Origin of the sequence: Enterobacter sp. ku-bf2 (genome assembly GCF_001742765.1) — a bacterium.
GTDB classification, from domain to species: Bacteria; Pseudomonadota; Gammaproteobacteria; order Enterobacterales; family Enterobacteriaceae; genus Enterobacter; species Enterobacter quasiroggenkampii.
In genome coordinates, this window is the sequence record NZ_MDVW01000001.1 from 1,288,777 (window position 1) to 1,314,805 (window position 26,029).

The window sequence follows — 26,029 nt, forward strand, 5'->3', positions numbered from 1 at the left end:
GCGGCGCACTGAGTGCGCCGCGCTTTCTTCAGGTGTCCAGTTCCTGCCCGCGCTGGGTCAGCAACCGTTGATAAAGGTGGGTAGTTTCTTCGTCGAAACAGACAAAAATAACCTTCTCAGGCATCGGTTTTAGCGACAGGTAGCGGTAAACGGTTTCGACGGCGATCGTCGCGGCAGCCGCCTTAGGATAGCCATACACACCGGTACTGATGGCCGGAAACGCCATTGTTTTATAGCCGTTGTCGGCAGCCAGCCGCAGACAGTTCCGGTACGCCTCTTCCAGAATACTCGCCTCATGCCGATCGCCACCGTGCCAGACAGGCCCTACGGCGTGAATGACCGCTCTGGCAGGCAGATCCCCCGCAAGCGTAATCACCGCATGGCCGGGAGGACATTCACCCTGCTGTTGCCGCACGGTTTTGCAGGCTTCCAGCAGCTGCAGTCCGGCAGCCCGGTGGATAGCCCCGTCCACACCGCCTCCCCCCATCAGGGAGGGATTGGCCGCATTGACGATGACGTCGACATGCATGGTCGTAATATCGCCATGAATCACTTCAATTTGCGGTTTCATAAAGCCCCTCTGCAACCCGCCTTTTTCTTAAGTGTATCGCAGGGCTGCCCGGGAGAAAAAACTATCAGAAAAAATCCTCTTCCGCACAAAGCGGAAGAGAGAGCGTTATCGATACTGTATTTCGACAACCGCGAGCGTTTTTTCAGGGTTGAGGTATTTCATGCGCAGCGATGCCAGGTTCGAATCGGACACGTGGCCATTAAGCGCCTCTTCATAGCTGACCATGCGCGTTTGCATACGATTATTATCCGGGCAGGACAAGGCAAACTGTCTCTGATGCGGCGAAACTTCACAGGGGTCGGCAACAATGGCACCGCGAAAATGAATGACGCCACCGTTCACAATGGTAGCGGAATAAACCGGGAGGCTAAAAACAGAAACGATCAGGCCCAGACCCGTCACGAGTCGAGCGAAAGAGTGGTTCATTATAGGTACTCCTCAATGAAAATCGTCCTTGAGGGGTAAACGCACTTCATTATGACAAACGAAGTCTCACGTTAAGGAACATAATGACCTGGTCCCTGATATCAGCATAGCTCAACGGTACAGACCCGCCACATTCACAAGCCATTGATTCCATGAATGTTTAGATCGCACTTCCCGCTGGCGACCACTGTTGTGATAAATGAAGCGATTTTCCATCTGAGACGGTGACAACGATTTTTACCGTGTCTCCTGCGTTAATATTTAAACTCAGGCGCATTAAATCAATCGTCTGATTAGCGGGGATAAAAAGGGTATTTTGCTGTCGGGACGAACTTTGTCCCCCCTGCCCTTCCCGAACGGAAACAATCTGAACCTGACAATCACACGGCTGCGCCAGAGTGACTTGGGGAATAATGGTGGTCATATTTTCCTGCTGCGACGTTTTGAAGGTTATCTGGCTGGAAAGCGCGGCGAGGAGAATTAAGGTATTCATGATGAACTCCCGAAAAAAAACAGGGCATCAGCCCTGTTTTTTTGTAGCACAGATTTCAGTATCAGTACTGATGAGCTGTCGCGTGGTTACCGAAGCCGATCTGGGTAACGTTGACAGTAGAGTTAGAAGCAGTCTGGTCTACGAGGGCACCGTTAAAGCCGCCGGACTGGCTAACGTTCATAACAGATTTTTTACTGTTCCACTGATCAAGTGTTGCACTGTTGCCAAATCCTTTCTGGCTCAGGTTGATTTTACTGTCATCAGAACCCTGACCAACGTCAGCGCCGTTACCGCCACCTTTCTGGGTAATATTCAGCACAGAATTTCTGGCGTCTGTCTGCAGAGCAACCGCGGAGTTACCGCCACCGTCCTGATAAATATTCAGGGTTGAATTTGGGCCACTGTATCCGCCATGACCATGTCCATGACCCCAGCCGCCCTGATTAATAGAACCCGCCATAGCACTACCAGAAACTACGATTGCTGCAAGCGCTGCCACTTTGAGAAATTTCATGGTAAACCCCCATCGGATTGATTAAAGTCGTCGCGAAGGCGCTAATGTTGAATAACGTTAACCGCCATTTGCGACTGTTTCTGCACTACAACTGCGGTTTTCTGCGTACCGTACTGCGTAATATTTGCTCTATTACCCGACCCTTTCTGGATAATTTTCGCGCTATTACCGTATCCATCTTGCGTAATACCTGCATCATTCGCGTTACCGCTCTGATCGATCCAGGCAATATTGTAACCCCCTGATTGATCAACTCTCGCTCTGTTACCTGCCCCATCCTGGGAAACAATGGACAAGAGTTTTGAACCCTCCTGGCGAACCTGAGCGTCATTGAAAACACCCTGTTGACCAATAATGGCTGCCTGATTGAGTGATGAAAGACTTAATTCGTTAACCGCAAAGTTATATTCAGGATTGGCTAAATCTGAATTCGCTGCGGTTACAAATCCAGGCGCACCCAGTAATGTAAACACCATAAATAACGATGTGTATTTCATGTTGTCACCCTGGACCTGGTTATTGAATCACGCCATAACCGTATAACCGTGTTAATTGTAAAAACGATTCGTATTGTGTTAACGCGTCGTTACGGTGAAGAGTATGTCCGCTGAAACATTTTAAATATCTCACCCGCGCGGCTTATTTTTATTTTTCAGATCACCACAAAGTCGTAATTTACATCAAAAAACACTTTATTCAGGCCAGCTTATATTTTTTATTACAGGTGTTTTGCGAAAGGGTTGTACAGCGAGGCGAAGGCTGTCCACGGGTCCTCCCGGGGTGTTTAAACGTAACGGCTGAAGAACATTTTTTCTCAGTGCGTGACACGACACCTCTTTTCTTAAGCCAGACCACGGCTCATTCCTGGACTTAGAACCAACCTGTAACTCATACTTAATTATCGTTTCATCAAAATAACAAATAACCCTATAAATCAAATAATTATAAATATTTGTATGATTTTTAAAATCTGTGCACCTCTATTAATATGTACAACTTTCTCATCATTTCTCGCCATTCATTACAAGATAATTTCACAAATTAATATTAATTTTTACATTCAGTTACATGTTTAACACTTGCTTTAAACTTCGTAAAAGCTAGATTGAAATTAGATGTACGAAATTGGTTTTATATTTACCTCCCTGTGGAGGTTATGGTCTGATTCTACACACAGCAGTGCAACATCTGTCAGTACTTCTGGTGTCCTCTAATAAACAGGAGGGCAGCTGCCAGGTGCCAAAAAAAGTGGGGTTTCATCATGTATAATGAAGTCCATAGTTTACATGGTCATACATTACTGTTGATCACAAAACCTTCTTTGCAAGCGACAGCGTTATTACAACATTTAAAGCAATCTTTATCACTGAACGGGAAATTGCATAATATTCAACGTTCTTTTGATGATATTGCCCCTGGCAGCATCATTCTGTTCGATATGATGGAAGCTGATAAAAAGCTTATCCATTACTGGCAGGATATTTTAAGCAGGAAAAACAATAATATCCGCGTGCTATTGTTGAATACACCTGACGAATATCCCTTCAGAGATATTGAAAGCTGGCCGCATATCAATGGCGTGTTTTACGTCACGGAAGAAGAAGACCGGGTGGTTGAGGGCCTGCAAGGTATATTGCGCGGCGAGTGTTATTTTTCGCAAAAGCTTGCAAGCTATCTCATTACGCACTCCGGAAATTATCGCTATAACAGCTCAGAGTCAGCACTGCTCACGCACCGTGAGAAAGAGATCCTGAATAAGTTACGCATTGGTGCTTCAAATATTGAAATCGCCCGTTCGTTATTTATCAGCGAAAATACGGTAAAGACGCACCTTTATAATCTTTTCAAGAAGATAGCTGTGAAAAACCGAACTCAGGCGGTTTCGTGGGCTAACGATAACCTCAGGCGTTAATCACATGAAACGCACGTTGAGTTGGATCGCCGCAGCGAGTTTCCTGCTCGCTGCAGGGAATCTGAAGGCCGTCGAGGTCGAAGTTCCCGGATTGTTAACAGACCACACTGTCTCATCGGTCGGGCACAGTTTTTACCGGGCCTTCAGTGACAAATGGGACAGTACTTATACCGGAAATATAACAATCAACGAGCGGCCCAGTGCACGATGGGGAAGTTGGATAACAATAACGGCCAATCAGTACGTTATTTATCAAACGTTTTTATTCCCCACAAAAATGGACTTCGATAAAAACGTAGCCTTAGCACTGGCACAATCAGAAGACGCTATTAATCGCCTGCAAATAGATAAAGCCCTATTAAGCACCAGCGATTTAGCAAAAGACGAGTTCTAGCGAACCGATATGCGGAGGCTGTCATGCGTATTGCATATGCAGTTGTTTCGATAATGCTGATCACCCCCATAAGCTGGGCCGGAAACATGACGTTTCAGTTCCGTAACCCTAACTTTGGCGGTAACCCTAACAACGGTGCGTTTCTGCTGAATGAGGCTCAGGCGCAAAACTCCTATAAGGACCCAAGCTTAAAGGATTTTAGCATTGATACCCCATCCGCCCTGGACAACTTCACTCAGGCTATCCAGTCGCAGATTTTAGGCGGGTTATTGACCAACATTAATACCGGTAAACCCGGCCGGATGGTGACCAACGACTTTATCGTTGATATCGCCAACACTGATGGACAGCTTCAGCTGAACGTGACCGATCGTAAAACCGGAAGAATATCCACCATTCAGGTTTCCGGTCTTCAAAGTAATTCAACTGACTTTTAAACAATAGCTAAATAAGGACAACGATCATGCAGCGCTTCCTGATATTTGTTGCAGTGTGCTTATTGAGCGGTTGTTTAACTGCTCCACCTAAAGAAGCTGCAAAACCAACATTAATGCCTCGGGCCCAGAGTTATCGTGATTTAACGCATTTACCTGCTCCAACGGGGAAAATATTTGTCTCCGTATACAACATTCAGGACGAAACCGGGCAATTCAAACCTTACCCGGCAAGTAACTTCTCCACGGCCGTGCCGCAAAGCGCCACCGCGATGCTGGTTACCGCACTCAAGGATTCGCACTGGTTTATTCCGCTGGAACGTCAGGGTCTTCAGAACCTGTTGAATGAACGGAAAATCATTCGTGCCGCACAGGAGAATGGTACCGTCGCGGCCAATAACCGCACGCCTCTGGAATCTCTGGCGGCAGCAAACGTGATGATTGAAGGATCGATTATTGGTTACGAAAGTAACGTTAAATCGGGTGGTGCGGGCGCGCGGTACTTCGGTATCGGTGCGGATACCCAGTACCAGCTCGACCAAATCGCCGTTAACCTGCGTGTGGTCAACGTCAGTACAGGCGAAGTGCTCTCTTCGGTGACCACCAGCAAAACCATACTGTCCTATGAAGTTCAGGCAGGGGTATTCCGCTTCATCGATTACCAGCGTTTGCTTGAGGGTGAAATTGGTTACACCTCTAACGAGCCGGTCATGATGTGTCTGATGTCAGCCATTGAAACCGGCGTGATCTTCTTAATCAACGACGGTATTGACCGCGGGCTGTGGGATCTGCAAAACAAAGCAGACGTGCAGAACCCGATACTGGTGAAATACCGCGATATGTCAGTCCCTCCGGAATCCTGACAGGAAGCGCATAAAAAAGGCGAGATGATTATCTCGCCTTTTTTTATTCGCTCACCGCCGTGATGTTTTGCGCTTTTTCCCGCCGCGACGCCAGCCAAAGACCGCTGTTTTTCATGGCATAGCCAAACAGCAACCCCAGCGCCAGGGAAGGCACCACCAGCTTCCAGTCACCCTGCCCTGCAAAGGTCGCGCACGCTCCCATGAAGGTTCCCGGCACAAACGAAAGCAGCAGATGCTTAGCCTGAACGCACATCAGGAAGGCAACCACGCCCGTCATGACGTACCCCAGTATCTCCAGATGCGGTGCCAGCGCGCTGCCTTTCATGATCACCAGCGCCCAGATAACCCCGCTCATCAGCGTGCAGCCTGAGATGAAGAGCCCTTTGACGCCCCCCTGCGGACAGGCGAAATAGGCCGTACAGCCAAGGAATCCGGCCCAGCTGAGCAATCCGAGAGACACGGCCACCCATCCCCAAAGTCCGGAGAGAATGCCCGTCGTTATTGCGATACAAAGTAATATGTTCATGGCGCGCATCTTAGCAGAAGCGCACCATAGAAATGCGATCAGAAGCACATTTTGTGCAAATTGAAATGTGGAGTTGCAGAATTTATGTGATCTAAATCACCCTACATTCTCTTCTTGCAGCTCATCCCACATCGCCGCGATCGCGTCGCGGGTCAGCGGTGCCAGCGTTCTCCAGAATGGCGAGGTGGCATGGGCTTCGACTTTACCCAGGAATGTGCCGACCCACGGCAGCAGGTACGTTTCGAACAAGGTTTCGATGGCTTCGTTCTCATCATCCCCGGCGTTGTCTTCGATCCAGGAGGCAGCAAGCAGCAGCGTACCGATATGATCGGCTGGCGTATCGCTTAGCGGCATACCGCGGGTGGAGAGGAAAGCTCGGACTTCCGCTTCCGTCGCCCCTTCCTGCCAGGCAGAACGGTATGGCGAAACGCGGCACTCTTCACCGACGAACAGCGCATTGTAATCGGTCGCAATCTGCTGCATGTCGCAGCTTTTTTGCAGACGCGCCAATAAATCATCCTGTTCCAGCGGCCAGTTCTCCGCCAGTTTACCTTCACGAATTAACGTAAAAAGCGGAACCAACAGCGGGTCTTGCGGCTGGCGATAATAGAGCGTACCCAGCACGCGGCAAAGGATGGAAAACTCGTTCATTTTTATTATTCCATTACACAATTAAAGATCGGCAAATTCGGCAATCGGCTCCATGCCGCGCGATTCGAGGAAATCGAGCATGCGGCGCGGGGTGACGTTCAGGATTTGCGCTTCCGGGAAGTTAACGTCATTCAGCACCTTCAGGCACTCGCTGAAATCGCCCAGCGTGAAGGCGGTATGGGAATCCGAACCCAGCGCCACCATGCCGCCCGCATCGCGGACGGCGGCCGCCACTTCGCGGCAGTTGGCTTCACTGCCCTTACGCGAGTGAACAAAGGAGGAGTTGTTAATCTCCAGCGCCACGCGGTGCTTCGCTGCCGCCTGCGCGACAGCCTGAATATCAATCGGGTACTTCGGGTTGCCGGGGTGGCTGATAATGTGCACATTGCCGCTGGCAATGGTGGCAATCATCGCCGCGGTGTTGGTCTCTTTATCCTGAGGTGCAAAAACCGGCTCGTGGAAACCGGCGAGGATGAGGTCCAGCGACGTCAGCATCGGGCCGGTGCAGTCGATCTCACCGTCGGTATTTTTGATATTCGCCTCGATGCCGCGCAGTATCCCAATGCCGTCCACCAGACGTGGCCAGATCCGCATATTCACAAAATGCCAGTAGTGCGGCGCATCCGCCATGTCCGGGCCATGATCGGTGATCGCGAACAGCTTAATCCCCTTAAGCTTCGCCTGGGCGATATAATCATGGAGGTTGCTATACGCGTGGGTACTGGCGACGGTGTGCATATGCAGGTCAACGGGATACATCTCTCTCTCCTCTGCGGTTTTTCCAAAGGATAGCAGTTATCAGCGGCGAATATTAGCAAAAACCCGGCGAACGCCGGGTTTCTCTCAGTAGCCGCGCTGTCTGTCGACCTGGCCGGTGACCGCGTTACCCTTCTCCATTTCGCTGATGGTATGGGATATGTACGCCACCGCTTCTGCCGGACGCGTCACGGCGGCCACGTGCGGGGTCATCGCCACGCGCGGATGTGCCCACAGCGGGCTTTCCACCGGCAGCGGCTCACGGCTATAGACATCCAGCATGGCGCCTTTTAGCTTTCCGCTGTCCAGCGCCTTCAGCAGATCGGTCTCGACCAGATGCACCCCGCGCGCCAGGTTCATCAGGTAGCTCTGATCGGCTAACTGGTTGAGCAAGTCTTCATTGATGATACCGACCGTTTCCGCCGTATTGGGCAGCAGGTTGATCAGCACGCGCGTGCCGTTCAGAAAGGCCGGGAGTTCATCCGTGCCGGCAAAGCTCTCGATGCCCGGGTAATCTTTGCGGCTGCGGCTCCAGCAGCGCAGCGGAAAGCCCCACGGTGCGAGGGCTTCAGCCACCTTTGAGCCCAGCACGCCCGCACCGAGGATGCCGATGGTAAAGTCTTCACGACGGTAATCCGGCAGCGGCTCCCAATGGGCCTGCTGTTTAAATGCCTGATAGTCATCAAAGCGGCGGAACCAGTGCAACACCTGGCTGACCGCATATTCCTGCATCTGCTGCCCCATTCCGGTATCTTCCAGGCGGAACAGGGGAATCGCTTCCGGCAGCATGTCAGGGTGCGCCTTCAGCTTGCTCAGAATGGAATCCACGCCCGCCCCAAGGGCAAAAACGGCCTTTAGCTTACGACCCTGGAGCATTTCTACCGGCGGATGCCAGACCAGCGCATAGTCAGCATGTTCGTTATCTCCACGCTTCCACTCGCGAACGCGTGCGCCGGGTAGTGCCGCCGTGAGCGCCTCGATCCAGTAGGCCGTATCAAACGTAGGGTGATAGAAAAGTATATCCATAGTCATTCCTGCCTTTTATTGCGCTGATTTATTTTGTTTTTTAACGAGGTTGTCAGCATAACAAATTTATTGCACGGCTGTGTTGTTGATAAAAAAGACGCTTTCAGCACATTTAAGAATCATGTTGTCTGAAGTTTGTCTAAACGCGCTAAATTACTGAAAAAGTGAGTTGACGGCAGTTCGGCTTTTCCTTACATTAGCGCCCGTCCCGTCAACAACGGGATGACAATATGGTGAGGTGTCCGAGTGGCTGAAGGAGCACGCCTGGAAAGTGTGTATACGGCAACGTATCGGGGGTTCGAATCCCCCCCTCACCGCCATATTTGAGATGAGAGCTCGTACGAAAGTACGGGCTTTTTTCTTTTATATTCTCCGAAAAGGGGGATTCGAACCTTGAAACTCCCTGCGCTCTTTATGTCGGGTGGCGCTGCGCTTACCCGACCTACAAAAAGCTACTCCTCCACCATCTTCGCATACTCTTCAGTCAGAAAATCCACCAGCGTCCTGACCGACGGCAGCATGCCGCGCCGCGAAGGATAAACCGCGTGAATTACTTCCCGTCGGGGTTCCCACGCGTCCAGCACCCGTACCAGTTCCCCTGACGCAAGCTGATCCTTCACCATCAAAATCGGCAACTGTACAACGCCCACGCCCGCCATCGCTGCTTCCCGCAGTGCCAGCATGTCGGTGGTAATAAAGCGCGGTGCGTAGTGGATCTCCGCTTTCGCCCCTTCTGGACCACTGAGCTCCCATTTATGCACCTGTTTACCGGCCCCCATACTTAATCCAGGCCATTCACTGAGTTCGGAAGGCATTCGCGGTTTACCCATACGTTCAATCAACTGCGGACTTGCCACCAGGCAATGCCCCCGGTCAGCCAGCACCCTTAACACCAGGTCGCTGTCATCAAACGGACGCGGACGCACGCGGATAGCCACATCAATACCTTCGCCAACAAGATCGACCCGACGATTGGTGGCCTCAAGCTGGAGATTAATCCCGGGGTAGCGCGCCATAAACCGCGCCAGCATCGGTCCCACGTGGACGTGCAGTAACGTGACGGGACAGGTGATCCTGACGACGCCGCGCGGCTCAGCCTGCAGCGCAGCAACGGCCTCCTCTGCCGCTTCTGCTTCTATCAGCATTGCCTTACAGTGCTGATAGAAAGTGTGCCCCACTTCCGTCACCGTAAACTGCCGCGTCGTGCGCTGTATCAACCGTACGCCAAGCCGCTCTTCCAGCTGCGCAATCCGGCGGCTTAGCCTGGACTTCGGCAAATCAAGCGCCCTTCCCGCCGCCGCAAACCCCCCGTACTCCACAACCTTCACAAACCAGACGAAGTCATTGAGATCCTGCATAAATCCTCATCGTTCTATTTTCAGAACAGTGAATGCCATTTTCACTATCTACCGGGATATTAACCCTGAATATAAGCTAATTACATCAACAGAACATCAGGAGTTAATCATGAAAAACATCACTGGCGTTTATACCGCTCCTCGTCAGCACTGGGTTGGCGATGGTTTCCCGGTCCGTTCAATGTTCTCTTATCAAACCCACGGCGAGCCGCTCAGCCCGTTCCTGCTGTTGGACTATGCGGGTCCATACACCTTTCCGGCAGATGGTGCGAAACGCGGCGTAGGCCAGCATCCTCACCGGGGTTTTGAGACGGTCACTATCGTCTATGCCGGTGAAGTGGAGCATCGCGACTCCACGGGGAAAGGCGGTGTGATTGGGCCCGGCGACGTGCAGTGGATGACCGCAGGCGCAGGCATTTTGCACGAGGAGTTCCACTCCAGCGCGTTCTCGCAGAAAGGCGGGGAACTCAAAATGATGCAGCTTTGGGTCAACCTGCCGGCGAAAGACAAGATGGCCGCACCGGGCTACCAGAGCATCACGAAAGCCGACATCCCGGTGGTGACGCTGCCTGACAATGGTGGAACGCTGCGGGTTATTGCCGGTCGCTATGACACGGTGACCGGCCCGGCGCACACCTTCTCGCCGCTCAACGTCTGGGACATCGCGCTGAACCAGGGAAGCCATCTGACGCTCGCTCAGCCGGAAGGCTGGAGCACCGCGCTGGTCGTGCTTGAAGGCAGCATCACGGTAAACGGTACCGCTCAGGCGGGTGAAGCCCAGCTGGTCGTGTTAAGTCAGGAAGGCGACAAACTGCACCTGGAAGCGAACAGCGACGCAAAAGTGCTGCTGATGGCCGGTGAGCCGCTGAATGAACCGATCGTGGGCTATGGCCCGTTTGTGATGAACAGTAAAACCGAAATCAACGAAGCCATTCGTGATTTCAATTCCGGCCGCTTCGGCCAGATCTGAACGTAATAAAGGAGAAGAAGATGTCTACACCTGCGAATTTTAACGGAACCCGTCCGGCCATCGATGTAAACGATGCGGTGATGTTGCTTATCGATCACCAGAGCGGTCTGTTCCAGACCGTCGGGGATATGCCAATGCCGGAACTGCGTGCCCGTGCGGCAGCGCTGGCAAAAATCGCAACCCTGGCGAAAATCCCGGTGATCACCACCGCGTCCGTCCCACAAGGACCAAACGGACCGCTTATCCCGGAGATCCACGCCAACGCGCCGCATGCGCAATATGTTGCCCGTAAAGGCGAAATCAACGCCTGGGATAACCCGGAGTTCGTGGCGGCGGTAAAAGCCACCGGGCGTAAGACGTTGATCATTGCGGGCACCATCACCAGCGTCTGCATGGCCTTCCCGTCAATCAGCGCGGTGGCGGACGGGTATAAAGTGTTTGCGGTGATTGATGCCTCCGGCACCTACAGCAAAATGGCGCAGGAGATCACGCTGGCGCGCGTTGTACAGGCCGGTGTGGTCCCGATGGATACGGCGGCGGTGGCCTCTGAGATCCAGCGTACATGGAACCGTGAAGATGCCGCGGAGTGGGCGGAAGTGTACACACACATCTTCCCGGCTTATCAGCTTCTGATCGAAAGCTACAGCAAAGCGCAGGAAGTGGTTAAAAACAGCGAAGTGCTCGATTCACAGCGTTAATCCCCTGCTCCACGGCGTAAAAACCGTGGAGCTGATTATTGCTTAACCGAACAGGCACTAAAGCTGAAAATCTGCTTGACCGTGTCAGCGCAACTCCCTATAGTAGCGCCCCGTTGCCCCCCAAGCGGTCAGGCAGCAAAACAATATGGTGAGGTGTCCGAGTGGCTGAAGGAGCACGCCTGGAAAGTGTGTATACGGCAACGTATCGGGGGTTCGAATCCCCCCCTCACCGCCATCTTCAAGATAAGAGCTCGTACGAAAGTACGGGCTTTTTTCTTTTATCTTCTCCGAAAGGGGGGATTCGAACCTTGAAACTCCCTGCGCTCTTTATGCCTGGTGGCGCTGCGCTTACCAGGCATACGGGTATTGTAGGTCGGGTAAGCGCAGCGCCACCCGACGACATGCCCGCACAAAAAACAAAGCCCGGTTTCCCGGGCCTTGAACGCAACAGCAAACTCAGTAATACGCTTGCAGCGTGCGCTGGCAGAGCGCCGAGCGCACGCAGTCATCTTTGGTGAAGCGTACCACCCCAATCATCTCATCTTCCTCAAAACGTGACATGGCGTCGCTCAGTCCGGATTTCACGCCGGACGGCAGGTCACACTGGGTAATATCGCCGTTAACGATAACCGTCACGTTCTCCCCGAGGCGCGTTAAAAACATCTTCATTTGCGCAGCGGTCACGTTCTGAGCCTCGTCAAGAATGACGACCGCATTTTCAAATGTACGTCCGCGCATATAGGCGAACGGCGCGATTTCCACCTTGCCAATCTCTGGCCGCAGGCAGTACTGCATAAAGGATGCACCCAGCCGCTTCACCAGCACGTCATAGACGGGCCTGAAGTACGGGGCAAACTTCTCCGAAATATCACCGGGCAAGAAGCCGAGATCTTCATCAGCCTGCAGTACCGGACGGGTAACAATGATTCTCTCCACGTCCTTATGGATCAGCGCTTCCGCCGCTTTGGCTGCACTGATCCAGGTTTTCCCGCATCCGGCTTCACCGGTTGCAAAGATGAGCTGTTTACTCTCGATAGCATTCAGGTAGTGCGCCTGAGCCTCATTGCGCGCCACAATTGGAGAATTATCACGGCTGTCACGGGCCATGCCAATTGCTTCTACGCCACTCATCTGCACAAGCGAGGTGACCGATTCTTCTTCACGCTGTTTATGGCTACGTGAATCCCGTCTCAGCACACGTTTTGCTTCGCGACGAGCTTTGATCACTGCTTTTTGTCTTCCCATGGATAGCACCTTGAGTTGTTGGTATTCATCACACGCGCCAGCGTCGGCACGATTATGCGCACGAACATCAGAGGGTTGGCTTCCTTGTAAGCCATTGCTTGCACTATCGGATGACGATACGGAACAGCTACGCGCACCGTTCTGCACGTCGGTCGAATCAGATTCTTGAGGGAGGGGGGAAAATTTAGTGGTGAGGAAATCGCTGCCGGAGTCTGAGCCTCCGCGCCGGGTGCTGCGGTTGTTATGTTTACCTTGTCCAGTACAGGACGCAACCATTCGCGATCTCCATAGTGATTCAGCATCACTGCCGGGAACTACCGCTGTCTTATCTTAAGTACATCAGGAGTTATCATAAATGCAACATTTATTTTACCTGAATGCAACTTTTAAGACTGTCCCTACAGTTGAAATCAGTCTCATATAGAAATATTACAGAAATATAACAGCAGGATAGTCATATGAAAAAATAATGTCCCTGCGAATCGTCGCAGGGACAATTATCAGGCTTCAATAAGACCTTGAGCGAGATACGCGTTGCTGTCGCGCACGCCTGGCAGGGCAAAGAAATAACCGCCGCCGATGGGTTTAATGTACTCTTCCAGCGCTTCGCCGTTGAGCCGCTTCTGCACGGTCAGGAAGCCTTTTTCCAGATCGTGCTGATAGCAGACGAACAGCAGCCCCATATCGAGCTGACCGGAATTGGTGACGCCGAGCGAGTAGCTGTATCCCCGACGCATCATCAGGCTCGACTGCGTCTCTTTGGTGCGCGGATTGGCCAGACGAATATGGCTGTCCAGCGCAATTACATCGCCATTCGGATCGCTGGCGTAGTCGGGCACATCATGCTCGTTCTTCATGCCGAGCGGAGCCCCGCTTTGCTTGTCACGACCGAAGATCGTCTGCTGCTCTTTCAGCGGCGTGCGGTCCCAGAACTCCACGTGGAACTGAATAATCCGCACCGCCTGATAGCTGCCGCCCACCGCCCATGCCGGTTCATTCTGGTCGGCAGTGACCCACACCACCTCCTTCATGAGCGCGCTATCGTGGCTGTCCGGGTTGGCCGTGCCGTCCTTGAAGCCCAGCAGGTTCACCGGGGTCTCTTTTCCCTTGCTGCGGGCGGCGTGATCAGAGATAAAACCTTCCCGCTTCCAGCGCACGCTCAGCAGATCCGGCGTGTGCTTGATGATGTCGCGCAGGGCGTGGATCACCGTGTCCTGGGTGTTGGCGCAGATCTGCAGGAGCAGGTCGCCGTGACAAAGGGCGGCATCCAGGGAATCATTCGGGAAGCGCGTCATTTTTTGCAGCGCTTTCGGCTTCTGTTTTGCCAGCCCGTAGCGCGCGTCAAACAGCGATTCTCCCAGCGAAACGGTTATGGTCAGGTTATCCGGGGCAATGAATGGCCCCAGAATGCCGGAGTCCATTGGCGGCAGACGCGGGTTCGGCGTATCGGGCGCCGGTCCACCGGCGGTAAGAAACGCGATGCGCGTCGTCAGCAGGCGGAACAAACGTTCCAGATCGGCTTTATCACTGGCCAGCGAATCAAAGGCCACCAGCATCATCGACGCCTGCTGCGGCGTCAGGATACCGGCCTGATGCTCGCCATAAAACGGCTGCGTCTCCATGCGGGCATTAGGTGACAGCGTGCCGGGCGCGCTTTGCGGTTTCGCCGCGTGCGCCACCGGACACCCGCCAGCCAGAGCAAGCGCGCCCCCCAGCGCCCCTACCCCTTTTAACAACCGGCGACGGGAAGGCTCAGCCACGTCGCTCTCGTTATGCTTATTCATCGTGCTTAGTCCAGACCCAGTACGCCACGCAGCAGGGAGAGATCTTCCGCCAGGGCGGTAATCGGGCCTTTCAGCGCATTACGGTCGGCATCGGTCAGCTTGTCGTAGGTCTCAAACCCGTCTTTGGTGCGGTACTTCGCCAGGATGGTGTCGACTTTTTTGAAGTTGGCATCCACTTTGGCCAGCAGCTCGCCGTTCTCTTTCTGCAGCTGAGGACGCAGCAGGTTAACAATTTTCTGCGCGCCGTCGACGTTAGCCTGGAAGTCCCACAGGTCGGTATGGCTGTAGCGATCTTCTTCGCCGCTGATTTTGCTCGCGGCCACTTCTTCAATCAGCCCGGCCGCACCGCCCACCACTTTTGATGGCGGGAAGGCCAGCTCGCTGATGCGCTTTTGCAGCTCCAGCACGTCGCTGTTCAGCTGGTCGGCATACTTCTCCATCCCTTTGGCAGAATTATCGCCAAACAGGGCTTTCTCCAGACGGTGGAAACCGGTGAATTTCGGATCGGCCGCTTTCTGCTCGAAATCATCTTCACGAGCGTCAATGCTGCCATCAAGGTCAGAGAACAGCTCGGCGATCGGCTCAATGCGCTCGTAATGCTGACGGGTTGGCGCGTAGAGGGATTTCGCTTTTTCGATATCACCGGCCTTCACCGCATCGGTAAAGGCTTTGGTTGCCGCTGCCAGATCCGCCGTCTCTTTCGTGACGTACGCTTTATACGCGGTAATCGCATCGCCCAGGCTCAGTACCGCAGCGCCTTTCGCCGCATCGGCCGTCGCTTCACCTTTGACGATAAGCTTCCCTTTCGGGTTGGTCAGCAGACCGCAGGTCATCTCATACTCGCCCGGCTGCAGGTTGGCGGTCATCTTCTGGCTGAAGCCAGGGGCGATATTTTCACGCTCTTCCACCACCAGAACGCCTTTCAGGATCTCCCACTCCAGCGCCTTCTGGCTGTGGTTCTGAATAATAAACTGGGTTTTTCCGCTGTTCACCGTGAGGGTCATCGGCTCACACTGCTTGTCGTTGACGGTGACCTTAACCTGTGGAACATCCGCGCCCCAGGCGGAGAATGCAGAAGCGAACAGCGCGGCAATGCCTGCGCATAACGCACTACGACGGAACTGAATTGCCATGACTCTTCCCTTTAAAAGTATGTTGTTACTCAATCAAAGATTACGGCGCAACGCGCGACGCCTGCGTGCCGGTACGCGGTGGCATTGCGAACAGCACCAGCGCCGGAACCAGATAAATAAAGTACATCGCCACTTCGCTGACGCTCGGCGTTTCCTGATAGCCGAAGATACCTTCGAGCAGGGTGCCGGTCAGAGAGTGCGTGGAGAGAACGTTGCTGAGGTCGAACGCCACGTCCTGGAAATGGTTCCACAGGCCCGCTTCATGGAAGGCGCGAATCGCCCCTGCCGCCAGACCCGCGGCTACCAGCAGAATAAACAGGCTGGTCCACTTGAAGAAGGCGCCCAGGTTCAGGCGGATACCGCCCCAGTAGAGCAGGAAACCGAGCACCACGGCCGTGGCAAGGCCCAGCATGGCCCCCAGCGGCGGCCAAATCCCCACATCCTGCTGAAACGCCGCCAGCAGGAAGAAAACAGACTCCAGCCCTTCGCGCGCCACGGCGAAAAAGACCATCATAATGAGCGCCCAGCCGTGGTTGTTCCCCTTCTGTAGGGCGTTATCCACCGCCTGCTCCAGCTGCACCTTCACGTTACGGGAGACTTTACGCATCCAGAACACCATCCAGGTGAGGATCACCACCGCAATCACGGCGACGATACCTTCAAACAGCTCCTGCTCTTTCTGCGGAAACTCGCCGGTGGTTTCGTTGATGAGGACACCTAAGCCCAGGCAGAGCGCCGCGGCAAGGAAGACCCCGATCCACATGACGCCAATCCAGCGCCCGCGCTGGGTTCGCTTCAGATAACTGGCGATGAGGCTCACGATAAGGGCGGCTTCGAGCCCTTCACGTAACATAATGAGAAATGGAACAAACATGCCGACACCTTAAATGTTTATCGCGGTCAACTGATGCAAAGAAAGGTAAATTCTTGTGATAGTGATTATCATTACGGCAGAAAGAAACACAAGCGAAATGTGCGGTGTTTTGATGACGAGTTGTAAACGCAGAGCCTGATAATAGTTACATACGTAACGGTCAAGTTTATAAGTTATAACGAAAATGCCCATTTACGCTGATTCAGGGCTGTGGCTAAATATCCGCCTCACAACCTAACTGAAAATAAACCATGTTTAAAATTGTCCATTTCCTGCTGGCGCTGGTGATTATTCTTGCGCTGGCCTGGCTTACGAGTTTTGACCGCCGGAAAATTCGGGTTCGTTTTGTTTTACAGCTGATTGTTATTGAAATTGCGCTGGCGTTCTTTTTCCTGCACGCCGAAAGCGGGTTATTCCTGATTAAATACGTCTCAGGATTTTTTGAGTCACTGCTCAAATTTGCTGGCGAAGGGACTAATTTCGTCTTTGGCGGTATGGGAGAAAAAGGGCTGGCGTTCATTTTCCTCGGCGTACTTTGCCCGATTATTTTTATTTCCGCGCTGATTGGTATTCTTCAGCACTGGCGGATCCTGCCGATTTTTATTCGGGTGATCGGTACGCTGCTGTCCAAACTGAACGGCATGGGCAAGCTGGAATCCTTTAATGCGGTGAGCTCGCTGATCCTCGGCCAGTCGGAAAACTTTATTGCCTACAAAGGCGTGCTGGGCGATCTCTCCTCGCGTCGTCTGTTCACCATGGCGGCCACGGCCATGTCGACGGTCTCCCTGTCGATTGTCGGGGCGTATATGACCATGCTCGATGCCAAATTTGTCGTCGCGGCGCTGATTCTGAACATGTTCAGCACCTTTATTATTCTCTCCGTCATCAACCCGGCGCGCCCGGAAGCGGAGCCGGATATCAAGCTTGAAAAGCTGCATGAATCGCAGAGCTTCTTCGAGATGCTCGGCGAGTATATTCTGGCCGGTTTTAAGGTGGCGATGATTATTCTGGCGATGCTGATTGGCTTTATCGCCCTTATTAGTGCCATTAACGCCCTCTTCTCCAGCGTATTTGGCATGAGCTTCCAGCAGATCCTGGGCTATGTATTTTATCCCCTGGCATGGCTGGTGGGTATTCCGCTGAGCGATGCCTTAAACGCGGGCAGCATTATGGCGACCAAGCTGGTGGCGAATGAATTTGTGGCGATGATTGAGCTGCAGAAAATAGCGCACCAGATGTCCCCGCGCGGGCTGGGGATTTTATCCGTCTTCCTCGTCTCGTTCGCGAACTTCGCCTCCATCGGCATCGTGGCCGGGGCGATTAAGGGCCTGAACGAACAACAGGGTAACGTGGTATCGCGTTTCGGGCTGCGTCTGGTCTACGGCGCGACGCTGGTGAGTTTGCTGTCAGCGAGCTTTGCGGGGTTGGTGCTCTGACGCAATGCCGGGTGGCGCGCAGCGATCCCGGCCTGCAAAACAATAACGGCGGGAATTCCCGCCGTTTTCATTAAAACTGTACGCATACCGGCTGATCGACACGCATCACCGACTCCTGCGCGAAGCGTGACTTATAAATCCCGCGTAACGCTTCGATGTTCTTCTCACTCTGCGCATCTTTTCCGTGGATCAGCATCAGCGCCTTGCTCGGTTCACGCGCCACTTTTCCGTCGTTCCCCAGCCACTGCCCGCGGGCATCAAATACCGTTAAGCCATCGCGAAAGCGCGGCGTCACGTCCTGGTCAACAAACTGCTGCCACTCGTTGGGGGTAATCTGCGCCCCGGCAGGACGGTTTAAGCCGAAATAGAGCGTGGTTTGCTGCATCTGGTTATCCGCTTTGCAGGTTTCCACCGCCGCGTGTTGCGATGGCGCGTTGCAGCCCGCCAGCATCAATAATGCCGCCGCCATTAACCCTGTTTTGATTGTCATGCTTCGCTATCCTCATTGTTATAAGCACAGGGATATCACAGGAAAAGACGGATTTTGGCAAGAAAAAAGCCGGGTGCGCTTGCGCTTACCCGGCCTACGGTACTGCGTGAGAAAATTATTCTGGCTGCAGCTTAGACGGCGGTGCGGAGTGGTAATGCGCGTCGGCTTCCGCAAAGCGTTTCTGCATGGAGGCAGACGGTGCTTTACCCAACAGGCTGAAGACCACGATACCGATGCTGCCGAAGATGAAGCCCGGGATGATTTCGTACAGGCCCAGCCAGGCGAACTGTTTCCAGACGATAACGGTCACCGCACCGATAATCATCCCCGCCAGCGCGCCGTTACGGGTCATACGGGACCACATGACGGAGAACAGGACGACCGGACCAAACGCCGCACCAAAGCCCGCCCACGCGTAGCTCACGAGACCCAGCACGCGGTTTTCCGGGTTGGCCGCCAGCGCAATCGCAATCAGCGCCACCAGCAGCACCATAAAGCGCCCTACCCATACCAGCTCTTTCTGGCTCGCGCCCTTGCGCAGGAAGGCCTTATAGAGGTCTTCGGTGATGGCACTGGAGCAGACCAGCAGCTGACAGCTCAGGGTGGACATCACCGCGGCCAGGATCGCGGAGAGCAGAATACCGGCAATCCACGGGTTAAACAGAATCTGCGCCAGCTCGATAAACACGCGTTCGGCGTTCTGGTTCACCGCGCCCGCCTGCGCCGGGTTATTGCTGAAGTAGGCGATCCCGAAGAAGCCGACCGCACACGCGCCCGCCAGACACAGAATCATCCACGTCATACTGATGCGACGCGCATGGACGATGGTGTGGTGAGAATCCGCCGCCATAAAGCGCGCCAGAATGTGCGGCTGACCGAAGTAGCCCAGACCCCAGCCCATCAGGGAGACGATGGCGACAAAGTTGAGCCCTTTCAGCATATCGACGTTTTCGATGCTCTTCTGCTTGATCACTTCCAGCGAATCGCCAAAGCCGCCAACGGTGAAAATCACAATCACCGGCGTCAGGATCAGCGCGAAGATCATCAGGCTCGCCTGCACGGTGTCGGTCCAGCTGACGGCCAGGAAGCCGCCCACGAAGGTATAGAGGATGGTTGCCGCCGCACCGGCCCACAGGGCGGTTTCGTAGCTCATGCCGAAGGTGCTTTCGAACAGACGCGCACCGGCCACGATGCCGGAGGCACAGTAGATGGTGAAGAACACCAGGATCACCACCGCCGAGATAATACGCAGCACGCGGCTGTTATCCTCAAAGCGTCCGGTGAAGTAGTCCGGCAGCGTCAGGGCGTTATTGTTGGCCTCGGTGTGCACGCGCAGACGGCCTGCCACCAGCTTCCAGTTGATCCATGCGCCCACGGTCAGACCGATGGCAATCCAGCTTTCCGAAATACCAGAGATGAAAATCGCACCGGGCAGACCCATCAGCAGCCAGCCGCTCATGTCCGATGCGCCCGCAGAGAGTGCGGTCACCATCGGGCCTAAACTGCGTCCGCCCAGGATGTAGTCGTCAAAGTTTTTCGTTGAACGCCACGCCAAAAACCCTATCAGGATCATGCCAAAAATATAAACGAGAAATGTCACCAGCATCGGTGTGCTAATTGCCATTCAAATTCTCCAAAAGTGTCGAGCGACAACCGTCCGGGTTGCCTTGTTATATGATCACCGGAACGAGGTGACGGTATCTTGTGTTTCGGTGAGGCGCGCTATCCTGCCGTATGCGCCCTCCGCTGACAAACGATTTAACACTGCATTTACATCAATTTCATCCCCGGTTTGATACGAGTTTCCTATAGGTTGCACCCGCTCACGCTTTTACGGGTTGCACCTTTTAAAAGTGTTAACTCCCGCATAAAAACAGGCTTCCCGGGACAAAGGCAGCACGTTTTTCCAGCTAACCATCCATTAACAATTCATTCATTTCCCGGGTTGCAAACCAGGTCACATTTAACACGGTTGCACAAAGTTGCAACATGGTGGATATTTCACGCTAACGACCAAACACGATGAAAGCACAACAGGAGCTTTGGCATGGGTATGACCACCATGGGGGTTAAGCTGGATGACGCAACCCGCGAACGGATTAAGACCGCAGCAACCCGCATTGACCGCACGCCGCACTGGTTAATTAAGCAGGCGATTTTTAACTATCTCGAAAGACTCGAGAGCGACGAGGGCCTGCCGGAGCTGCCTGCCCTGCTCGTCGGCGCCGCCAATGAAAGCGAGGAAGCGCCGGCCGCTGGCGACGAGAGCCATCAGCCGTTCCTCGAATTCGCCGAGCAGATCCTGCCGCAGTCCGTCAGCCGCGCCGCCATTACCGGCGCGTACCGTCGCGCCGAAACCGACGCCGTACCGATGCTGCTGGAGCAGGCTCGTCTGCCGGAAGCCGTTGCCGCCCAGGCGCACAGCCTGGCGTACCAGCTGGCTGACAAACTGCGTAACCAGAAGACCGCCACCGGCCGCGCCGGGATGGTTCAGGGTCTGCTTCAGGAGTTCTCCCTTTCCTCTCAGGAGGGCGTGGCGCTGATGTGCCTGGCGGAAGCGCTGCTGCGTATTCCGGATAAAGCCACCCGCGACGCGCTGATCCGCGACAAGATCAGCAACGGTAACTGGCATTCGCACATTGGCCGCAGCCCGTCGCTGTTCGTCAACGCCGCGACCTGGGGTCTGCTGTTTACCGGCAAGCTGGTCTCGACCCATAACGAAGCCAACCTGTCACGCTCTCTGAACCGCATTATCGGTAAGAGCGGCGAGCCGCTGATCCGCAAAGGTGTGGATATGGCGATGCGTCTGATGGGCGAACAGTTTGTGACCGGAGAAACCATTGCCGAAGCGCTGGCGAACGCCCGCAAGCTGGAAGATAAAGGTTTCCGCTATTCGTACGACATGCTCGGCGAAGCGGCGCTGACCGCCGCCGACGCGCAGGCCTACATGGTTTCTTACCAGCAGGCGATCCACGCCATCGGTAAAGCGTCCAACGGTCGCGGTATTTATGAAGGCCCGGGCATCTCGATTAAGCTCTCCGCCCTGCACCCGCGCTACAGCCGCGCGCAGTACGACCGGGTGATGGAAGAGCTCTACCCGCGCCTGAAGTCCCTGACCCTGCTGGCGCGCCAGTATGACATCGGCATCAACATCGACGCCGAAGAGGCCGACCGTCTGGAGATCTCCCTCGATCTGCTGGAAAAACTGTGCTTCGAGCCGGAGCTGGCGGGCTGGAACGGGATTGGTTTCGTTATCCAGGCCTACCAGAAACGCTGCCCGTTCGTCATTGATTACCTGATTGACCTGGCCAGCCGTAGCCGCCGTCGCCTGATGATCCGCCTGGTGAAAGGGGCCTACTGGGACAGCGAAATCAAACGCGCCCAGATGGAAGGGTTGGAAGGCTATCCGGTCTACACCCGCAAGGTCTATACCGACGTCTCTTACCTCGCCTGCGCGAAAAAGCTGCTTGGCGTGCCGAACCTGATTTATCCGCAGTTCGCCACCCATAACGCCCACACCCTGGCGGCGATCTACAGCCTGGCGGGTCAGAACTACTATCCGGGCCAGTACGAATTCCAGTGCCTGCACGGCATGGGTGAACCGCTGTACGAGCAGGTGACCGGTAAAGTGGCGGACGGCAAGCTGAACCGCCCGTGCCGAATTTATGCCCCAGTAGGTACCCACGAAACCCTGCTGGCCTACCTGGTGCGTCGCCTGCTGGAAAACGGCGCGAACACCTCCTTCGTTAACCGCATCGCCGACACCACGCTGCCGCTCGACGAGCTGGTCGCCGATCCGGTGCAGGCCGTTGAGAAGATGGCGGCGCAGGAAGGCCAGATTGGTCTGCCGCATCCGAAGATTGCCCTGCCGCGCGAGCTGTACGGCAAAGGCCGCGTCAACTCGGCGGGACTGGATCTCGCCAACGAACACCGTCTGGCATCCCTCTCTTCTGCCCTGCTCAACAGCGCGCTGCAGAAGTGGCAAGCCAAACCGATGCTGGAGCAGCCCGTTGCTGACGGCGACATGCAGCCAGTCATCAACCCGGCTGAGCCAAAAGATATCGTCGGCTACGTGCGTGAAGCCACCGATGCGGAAGTGGATCAGGCGCTGGACAGCGCGGTGAATAACGCACCTATCTGGTTCGCCACCCCGCCGCAGGAACGTGCCGCCATTCTGGAGCGCGCGGCGGTGCTGATGGAAGACCAGATGCAGTCACTCATCGGCATTCTGGTGCGCGAAGCGGGTAAAACCTTCAGCAACGCCATCGCCGAAGTGCGCGAGGCGGTCGACTTCCTGCACTACTACGCCGGTCAGGTGCGCGATGATTTCGATAACGAAACCCACCGCCCGCTCGGCCCGGTCGTCTGTATCAGCCCGTGGAACTTCCCGCTGGCGATCTTCACCGGCCAGATTGCCGCCGCCCTGGCCGCTGGCAACAGCGTGCTGGCAAAACCGGCAGAGCAGACCCCGCTGATTGCCGCGCAGGGCATCAACATTCTTCTGGAAGCAGGCGTACCGGCGGGCGTGGTCCAGCTGCTGCCGGGCCGCGGTGAAACCGTGGGCGCCAAACTGACCTCCGATAACCGCGTGCGCGGCGTGATGTTTACTGGTTCGACCGAAGTGGCCTCGCTGCTGCAGCGCAATATTGCCACCCGTCTGGATGCGCAGGGTCGTCCTACTCCGCTTATCGCGGAAACCGGCGGCATGAACGCCATGATCGTTGACTCCTCCGCCCTCACCGAGCAGGTGGTGGTTGACGTACTGGCCTCCGCCTTCGACAGCGCCGGTCAGCGCTGCTCCGCCCTGCGCGTGCTGTGCCTGCAGGATGACGTGGCGGACCACACGCTGAAGATGCTGCGCGGCGCGATGGCCGAATGTCGCATGGGCAACCCGGGCCGTCTCACCACCGACATCGGGCCGGTGATCGACGCGGAAGCCAAAGCCAATATTGAAAACCACATTCAGGCCATGCGCGCGAAAGGCCGTCCGGTGTTCCAGGCGGTGCGAGACAACAGCGAAGACGCCCGCGAGTGGCGTTCCGGCACCTTTGTGCCGCCTACGCTTATCGAGCTGGCAAGCTTCGACGAGCTGAAAAAAGAGGTCTTCGGTCCGGTGCTGCACGTGGTGCGCTACAACCGTAACAACCTCAACGAGCTGGTTGAGCAGATCAACGCCTCCGGCTATGGCCTGACGCTCGGCGTACATACCCGTATCGACGAGACCATCGCGCAGGTAACCGGCAGTGCCAAAGTGGGCAACCTGTACGTTAACCGCAACATGGTTGGCGCGGTCGTGGGCGTGCAGCCGTTCGGCGGTGAAGGCCTCTCCGGCACCGGCCCGAAAGCGGGCGGTCCGCTCTACCTGTACCGTCTGCTGGCGAACCGTCCGGAGAACGCGCTGGGCGTCACCCTGGCGCGTCAGGATGCGGAGTATCCGGTGGATGCGCAGCTGAAAACCGTGCTGACCCAGCCGCTGGAAGCGCTGATCGCCTGGGCGGAAAAACGTCCTGAACTGCGTGCCGTGGCGCAGCAGTATGGCGAGCTGGCACAGGCCGGTACGCAGCGTCTGCTGCCGGGGCCGACCGGCGAGCGCAATACCTGGACGCTGATGCCGCGCGAGCGCGTTCTGTGCGTGGCGGATAACGAGCAGGACGCGCTGGTACAGCTGGCCGCCGCGATGGCCACCGGGTGTGAAGTGCTGTGGCCGGAAGATGCGCTGCATCGGGACCTGGCCAAACAGCTGCCGAAAGCGGTCTCGGCCCGTATCCACTTCGCGAAAGCCGATGCGCTGCTGACGCAGCCGTTCGATGCCGTGATTTATCACGGTGATTCCGACCAGCTGCGCGAGCTCTGCGAGCAGGTTGCGGCCCGCAGTGGGGCAATTGTTTCGGTGCAGGGCTTCGCGCGCGGGGAAACCAACCTGCTGCTGGAGCGTCTGTACGTGGAGCGCTCGCTCAGCGTCAACACCGCGGCGGCAGGGGGTAACGCCAGCCTGATGACCATCGGTTAATCGTGTAAACTCTTCCCGGTGGCGCTATGCTTACCGGGTCGACAAAACAACCGTAGGCCGGATATGCGCAGCGCATCCGGCTTTTTTATACTGAGGGAAAGATGAAAAGAGTATTTCTCGCAGGCGCAGCACTGCTGCTGAGCGCCAGCGCGCTGGCCGACGAGTGCGACAAAGCGACCACTCAGCTTGAACTGAATACCTGTAGCGCGCAGCAATACCAGGCTGCCGATAAAAAACTCAACCAGACCTATCAGGCCGCCGTCAAGCGCGCGGAAGCTCCCCAGCGCGAGCCGCTGAAAAAGGCGCAGCAGGCCTGGATTACCCTGCGCGACGCGGACTGTGCGTTTATCGGTTCGGGAACGGAAGGCGGCAGCGTTCAGCCGATGATCGTGAATCAGTGCCTGGCGGAGAAAACCGTGGAGCGCGAAGCGTTTCTGGCCTCGCTGATGCAGTGTGAAGAGGGCGACTTAAGCTGCCCTCTCCCACCGGGGAACTAGCGCAAGCGGATCCCTTCGATAATCATCCGCTGCACGTTTTCCAGGGTGCTGTGGAAAAACGCTTCGTCCTGGAGCGTTTTTCCGGTCACCGCCTCGACCTGGGCCGCAAAGTCAGCGTAATGCTGCGTGGAGGCCCAAATCATAAAGATCAGATGATGCGGATCGACCGGGGCCAGTTTTCCGCTGGCCACCCATCCGGCGATAATGGCCGACTTATCGTCCACCAGCTGTTTTAAATCTCCGGTCAGCTCCGCCTGCAACAGCGGCGCCCCCTGCAGCATCTCAAGACAAAACAGCCGTGATGCCTGCGGGTAATCGCGCGACACCTCCAGCTTCAGGCGTATGTACTCTTTGATCGCCACCAGCGGGGCCAGCTCTTCGCGGAACGCTTTCAGCGGCGCCAGCCAGATATCGAGGATCTGCTGCATCACCGCAACATACAGCGCCTCTTTCGACGGGTAATAGTAGAGCAGATTGGTTTTGGATACCCCGGACTGCTCCGCCACCTGCTCCAGGCGCGTGCCGTGAATGCCAAACTGCGAAAAGGTCTCCAGCGCCGCGCTGAGGATCGCCTGCTTCTTGGCGCTCACCGCCTGCGAACGTTTACCTGGTGTTTTCACTGCGCCTTGTGTCATTCCCGCTCTCCTTATTGTTTTGCCATAGCATAGCAAATGCCCTGCTTTCTCTCGACATTTTGGGTTGCAGTGTCTGTGCAAAATCGAAAAGGAAAAGCTGTTATGGTAGGCCAGGTGCGAATGTTGCTACCCCTTCTTTATAGCTGACTACTCGGTCCTTTAGACGGTCCACTTAAAGCCTGGTGCGGTTGCTAAAACTATATGAACCATAAATTTTTTCAGAAACAGGCAGATGCTTTTTAACACACCATTTATTCATTTGGTGAATGAATGGTGTGTTAAGACTTTCTTTTCTACCAAAGTAAAATCAATAAAATCCTGAAAGAGTTAAAT

At 55.0% G+C, this 26,029-nt stretch carries 26 protein-coding genes and 2 tRNA genes; 11 read left to right on the plus strand and 17 right to left on the minus strand.

The window, feature by feature from the left end; translation table 11 throughout:
* Positions 1-28 precede the first annotated feature (28 nt).
* The 5 genes from ymdB to csgB form a co-directional block, all read right to left on the minus strand.
* Complete coding sequence (ymdB, locus tag BFG58_RS06185) at positions 29-571, minus strand: O-acetyl-ADP-ribose deacetylase (protein ID WP_069719456.1); 543 nt, start codon at positions 569-571, stop codon at positions 29-31.
* A gap of 105 nt (positions 572-676) precedes the next feature.
* Positions 677-997: a type 1 fimbrial protein gene (locus BFG58_RS06190; RefSeq protein WP_045908291.1), complete on the minus strand. Its 321-nt coding sequence runs from the start codon at positions 995-997 to the stop codon at positions 677-679.
* 160 nt (positions 998-1,157) lie between these two features.
* Positions 1,158-1,490, minus strand: a complete 333-nt coding sequence (csgC, locus tag BFG58_RS06195) for a curli assembly chaperone CsgC (RefSeq protein ID WP_048222497.1) — start codon at positions 1,488-1,490, stop codon at positions 1,158-1,160.
* 61 nt (positions 1,491-1,551) lie between these two features.
* A complete protein-coding gene (gene csgA, locus BFG58_RS06200; protein WP_063621360.1) occupies positions 1,552-2,004 on the minus strand; it encodes a curli major subunit CsgA in 453 nt (150 codons plus the stop codon).
* 41 nt (positions 2,005-2,045) lie between these two features.
* Positions 2,046-2,501 carry a curli minor subunit CsgB gene (csgB, locus tag BFG58_RS06205; RefSeq protein ID WP_063621359.1) on the minus strand — a complete coding sequence of 152 codons (456 nt, stop codon included), beginning with the start codon at positions 2,499-2,501 and terminating at the stop codon, positions 2,046-2,048.
* Positions 2,502-3,265: 764 nt separating this feature from the next.
* On the opposite strand from csgB, the gene csgD reads away from it, so the two are divergent.
* Genes csgD through csgG form a run of 4 tightly spaced genes read left to right on the plus strand, consistent with a single transcriptional unit; the run spans position 3,266 to position 5,607 of the window.
* Complete coding sequence (csgD, locus tag BFG58_RS06210) at positions 3,266-3,916, plus strand: biofilm master transcriptional regulator CsgD (protein ID WP_021240790.1); 651 nt, start codon at positions 3,266-3,268, stop codon at positions 3,914-3,916.
* A gap of 4 nt (positions 3,917-3,920) precedes the next feature.
* Positions 3,921-4,310 (plus strand): curli production assembly/transport protein CsgE, encoded by a 390-nt coding sequence (gene csgE / locus BFG58_RS06215; protein ID WP_008500845.1) that lies wholly within the window; start codon positions 3,921-3,923, stop codon positions 4,308-4,310.
* Between the two features lie 23 nt (positions 4,311-4,333).
* Positions 4,334-4,747: a curli production assembly/transport protein CsgF gene (gene csgF / locus BFG58_RS06220; RefSeq protein ID WP_023311106.1), complete on the plus strand. Its 414-nt coding sequence runs from the start codon at positions 4,334-4,336 to the stop codon at positions 4,745-4,747.
* Between the two features lie 26 nt (positions 4,748-4,773).
* Entirely contained in the window at positions 4,774-5,607 is an 834-nt protein-coding gene (csgG, locus tag BFG58_RS06225; protein ID WP_045357119.1) for a curli production assembly/transport protein CsgG, read from the plus strand.
* A gap of 43 nt (positions 5,608-5,650) precedes the next feature.
* Here the strand turns inward: csgG and BFG58_RS06230 are convergent, their stop codons facing one another.
* The 4 genes from BFG58_RS06230 to ghrA form a co-directional block, all read right to left on the minus strand.
* Positions 5,651-6,133, minus strand: coding sequence for a DUF1097 domain-containing protein (locus tag BFG58_RS06230; protein WP_139125294.1), 483 nt, complete (start codon positions 6,131-6,133; stop codon positions 5,651-5,653).
* 96 nt (positions 6,134-6,229) lie between these two features.
* The gene (locus tag BFG58_RS06235) at positions 6,230-6,784 is read right to left on the minus strand and encodes a molecular chaperone (protein ID WP_069719457.1); all 555 of its coding nucleotides are present in this window, start codon (positions 6,782-6,784) and stop codon (positions 6,230-6,232) included.
* Between the two features lie 21 nt (positions 6,785-6,805).
* Positions 6,806-7,543, minus strand: a complete 738-nt coding sequence (locus tag BFG58_RS06240) for a phosphatase (RefSeq protein ID WP_008500850.1) — start codon at positions 7,541-7,543, stop codon at positions 6,806-6,808.
* Between the two features lie 84 nt (positions 7,544-7,627).
* The gene (ghrA, locus tag BFG58_RS06245) at positions 7,628-8,566 is read right to left on the minus strand and encodes a glyoxylate/hydroxypyruvate reductase GhrA (protein WP_069719458.1); all 939 of its coding nucleotides are present in this window, start codon (positions 8,564-8,566) and stop codon (positions 7,628-7,630) included.
* A gap of 232 nt (positions 8,567-8,798) precedes the next feature.
* Here ghrA and BFG58_RS06250 point away from each other — a divergent pair.
* Positions 8,799-8,886, plus strand: a tRNA-Ser gene (locus BFG58_RS06250).
* Positions 8,887-9,018: 132 nt separating this feature from the next.
* Here BFG58_RS06250 and BFG58_RS06255 read toward each other — a convergent pair.
* Positions 9,019-9,924: a LysR family transcriptional regulator gene (locus BFG58_RS06255; protein WP_032651284.1), complete on the minus strand. Its 906-nt coding sequence runs from the start codon at positions 9,922-9,924 to the stop codon at positions 9,019-9,021.
* 109 nt (positions 9,925-10,033) lie between these two features.
* Between BFG58_RS06255 and BFG58_RS06260 the strand changes: the two genes are divergently transcribed.
* The 3 genes from BFG58_RS06260 to BFG58_RS06270 all read left to right on the plus strand — a co-directional run bounded on the left by BFG58_RS06260 (position 10,034) and on the right by BFG58_RS06270 (position 11,827).
* The gene (locus BFG58_RS06260) at positions 10,034-10,894 is read left to right on the plus strand and encodes a pirin family protein (protein WP_069719459.1); all 861 of its coding nucleotides are present in this window, start codon (positions 10,034-10,036) and stop codon (positions 10,892-10,894) included.
* Between the two features lie 20 nt (positions 10,895-10,914).
* A complete protein-coding gene (locus tag BFG58_RS06265) occupies positions 10,915-11,592 on the plus strand; it encodes an isochorismatase family protein (protein WP_048027360.1) in 678 nt (225 codons plus the stop codon).
* A 147-nt stretch (positions 11,593-11,739) separates the two neighbouring features.
* Positions 11,740-11,827 (plus strand) — tRNA-Ser (locus tag BFG58_RS06270).
* 221 nt (positions 11,828-12,048) lie between these two features.
* On the opposite strand, the gene phoH is transcribed toward BFG58_RS06270, so the two are convergent.
* The 4 genes from phoH to efeU all read right to left on the minus strand — a co-directional run bounded on the left by phoH (position 12,049) and on the right by efeU (position 16,628).
* Entirely contained in the window at positions 12,049-12,837 is a 789-nt protein-coding gene (gene phoH / locus BFG58_RS06275) for a phosphate starvation-inducible protein PhoH (RefSeq protein WP_008503509.1), read from the minus strand.
* A gap of 500 nt (positions 12,838-13,337) precedes the next feature.
* Complete coding sequence (gene efeB, locus BFG58_RS06280; RefSeq protein ID WP_047747495.1) at positions 13,338-14,621, minus strand: iron uptake transporter deferrochelatase/peroxidase subunit; 1,284 nt, start codon at positions 14,619-14,621, stop codon at positions 13,338-13,340.
* A gap of 5 nt (positions 14,622-14,626) precedes the next feature.
* Positions 14,627-15,754, minus strand: a complete 1,128-nt coding sequence (gene efeO / locus BFG58_RS06285; protein ID WP_045908300.1) for an iron uptake system protein EfeO — start codon at positions 15,752-15,754, stop codon at positions 14,627-14,629.
* 40 nt (positions 15,755-15,794) lie between these two features.
* Positions 15,795-16,628 (minus strand): iron uptake transporter permease EfeU, encoded by an 834-nt coding sequence (gene efeU, locus BFG58_RS06290; protein WP_045908301.1) that lies wholly within the window; start codon positions 16,626-16,628, stop codon positions 15,795-15,797.
* Between the two features lie 251 nt (positions 16,629-16,879).
* On the opposite strand from efeU, the gene BFG58_RS06295 reads away from it, so the two are divergent.
* Positions 16,880-18,064, plus strand: coding sequence for a NupC/NupG family nucleoside CNT transporter (locus BFG58_RS06295; protein WP_048222484.1), 1,185 nt, complete (start codon positions 16,880-16,882; stop codon positions 18,062-18,064).
* Positions 18,065-18,134: 70 nt separating this feature from the next.
* On the opposite strand, the gene BFG58_RS06300 is transcribed toward BFG58_RS06295, so the two are convergent.
* Both BFG58_RS06300 and putP read right to left on the minus strand, forming a co-directional pair.
* A complete protein-coding gene (locus tag BFG58_RS06300) occupies positions 18,135-18,554 on the minus strand; it encodes a DUF3574 domain-containing protein (protein WP_045908303.1) in 420 nt (139 codons plus the stop codon).
* Between the two features lie 115 nt (positions 18,555-18,669).
* Positions 18,670-20,178 (minus strand): sodium/proline symporter PutP, encoded by a 1,509-nt coding sequence (gene putP, locus BFG58_RS06305; protein WP_045908304.1) that lies wholly within the window; start codon positions 20,176-20,178, stop codon positions 18,670-18,672.
* Positions 20,179-20,601: 423 nt separating this feature from the next.
* On the opposite strand from putP, the gene putA reads away from it, so the two are divergent.
* Both putA and BFG58_RS06315 read left to right on the plus strand, forming a co-directional pair.
* Positions 20,602-24,564: a trifunctional transcriptional regulator/proline dehydrogenase/L-glutamate gamma-semialdehyde dehydrogenase gene (gene putA / locus BFG58_RS06310; RefSeq protein ID WP_069719460.1), complete on the plus strand. Its 3,963-nt coding sequence runs from the start codon at positions 20,602-20,604 to the stop codon at positions 24,562-24,564.
* Between the two features lie 101 nt (positions 24,565-24,665).
* Positions 24,666-25,061, plus strand: a complete 396-nt coding sequence (locus BFG58_RS06315; RefSeq protein ID WP_069719461.1) for a lysozyme inhibitor LprI family protein — start codon at positions 24,666-24,668, stop codon at positions 25,059-25,061.
* On the opposite strand, the gene rutR is transcribed toward BFG58_RS06315, so the two are convergent.
* Positions 25,058-25,696, minus strand: coding sequence for an HTH-type transcriptional regulator RutR (rutR, locus tag BFG58_RS06320; RefSeq protein ID WP_008499819.1), 639 nt, complete (start codon positions 25,694-25,696; stop codon positions 25,058-25,060). The two genes, BFG58_RS06315 and rutR, sit on opposite strands and share 4 nt — an antisense overlap.
* Positions 25,697-26,029 lie beyond the last annotated feature (333 nt).

Excerpts from the sequence above, each read along its gene's own strand:
- efeU (WP_045908301.1), bottom strand. The coding sequence starts at position 16,628 with ATGTTTGTTCCATTTCTCATTATGTTACGTGAAGGGCTCGAAGCCGCC.
- BFG58_RS06295 (WP_048222484.1), top strand. The coding sequence starts at position 16,880 with ATGTTTAAAATTGTCCATTTCCTGCTGGCGCTGGTGATTATTCTTGCG.
- BFG58_RS06265 (WP_048027360.1), top strand. The coding sequence starts at position 10,915 with ATGTCTACACCTGCGAATTTTAACGGAACCCGTCCGGCCATCGATGTA.
- putA (WP_069719460.1), top strand. The coding sequence starts at position 20,602 with ATGGGTATGACCACCATGGGGGTTAAGCTGGATGACGCAACCCGCGAA.
- BFG58_RS06260 (WP_069719459.1), top strand. The coding sequence starts at position 10,034 with ATGAAAAACATCACTGGCGTTTATACCGCTCCTCGTCAGCACTGGGTT.
- BFG58_RS06230 (WP_139125294.1), bottom strand. The coding sequence starts at position 6,133 with ATGAACATATTACTTTGTATCGCAATAACGACGGGCATTCTCTCCGGA.
- BFG58_RS06235 (WP_069719457.1), bottom strand. The coding sequence starts at position 6,784 with ATGAACGAGTTTTCCATCCTTTGCCGCGTGCTGGGTACGCTCTATTAT.
- putP (WP_045908304.1), bottom strand. The coding sequence starts at position 20,178 with ATGGCAATTAGCACACCGATGCTGGTGACATTTCTCGTTTATATTTTT.
- csgA (WP_063621360.1), bottom strand. The coding sequence starts at position 2,004 with ATGAAATTTCTCAAAGTGGCAGCGCTTGCAGCAATCGTAGTTTCTGGT.
- ghrA (WP_069719458.1), bottom strand. The coding sequence starts at position 8,566 with ATGGATATACTTTTCTATCACCCTACGTTTGATACGGCCTACTGGATC.
- csgF (WP_023311106.1), top strand. The coding sequence starts at position 4,334 with ATGCGTATTGCATATGCAGTTGTTTCGATAATGCTGATCACCCCCATA.
- ymdB (WP_069719456.1), bottom strand. The coding sequence starts at position 571 with ATGAAACCGCAAATTGAAGTGATTCATGGCGATATTACGACCATGCAT.
- csgE (WP_008500845.1), top strand. The coding sequence starts at position 3,921 with ATGAAACGCACGTTGAGTTGGATCGCCGCAGCGAGTTTCCTGCTCGCT.
- BFG58_RS06255 (WP_032651284.1), bottom strand. The coding sequence starts at position 9,924 with ATGCAGGATCTCAATGACTTCGTCTGGTTTGTGAAGGTTGTGGAGTAC.
- BFG58_RS06315 (WP_069719461.1), top strand. The coding sequence starts at position 24,666 with ATGAAAAGAGTATTTCTCGCAGGCGCAGCACTGCTGCTGAGCGCCAGC.
- phoH (WP_008503509.1), bottom strand. The coding sequence starts at position 12,837 with ATGGGAAGACAAAAAGCAGTGATCAAAGCTCGTCGCGAAGCAAAACGT.
- rutR (WP_008499819.1), bottom strand. The coding sequence starts at position 25,696 with ATGACACAAGGCGCAGTGAAAACACCAGGTAAACGTTCGCAGGCGGTG.
- csgD (WP_021240790.1), top strand. The coding sequence starts at position 3,266 with ATGTATAATGAAGTCCATAGTTTACATGGTCATACATTACTGTTGATC.
- BFG58_RS06300 (WP_045908303.1), bottom strand. The coding sequence starts at position 18,554 with ATGACAATCAAAACAGGGTTAATGGCGGCGGCATTATTGATGCTGGCG.
- BFG58_RS06240 (WP_008500850.1), bottom strand. The coding sequence starts at position 7,543 with ATGTATCCCGTTGACCTGCATATGCACACCGTCGCCAGTACCCACGCG.
- BFG58_RS06190 (WP_045908291.1), bottom strand. The coding sequence starts at position 997 with ATGAACCACTCTTTCGCTCGACTCGTGACGGGTCTGGGCCTGATCGTT.
- csgG (WP_045357119.1), top strand. The coding sequence starts at position 4,774 with ATGCAGCGCTTCCTGATATTTGTTGCAGTGTGCTTATTGAGCGGTTGT.
- csgC (WP_048222497.1), bottom strand. The coding sequence starts at position 1,490 with ATGAATACCTTAATTCTCCTCGCCGCGCTTTCCAGCCAGATAACCTTC.
- efeO (WP_045908300.1), bottom strand. The coding sequence starts at position 15,754 with ATGGCAATTCAGTTCCGTCGTAGTGCGTTATGCGCAGGCATTGCCGCG.
- csgB (WP_063621359.1), bottom strand. The coding sequence starts at position 2,501 with ATGAAATACACATCGTTATTTATGGTGTTTACATTACTGGGTGCGCCT.
- efeB (WP_047747495.1), bottom strand. The coding sequence starts at position 14,621 with ATGAATAAGCATAACGAGAGCGACGTGGCTGAGCCTTCCCGTCGCCGG.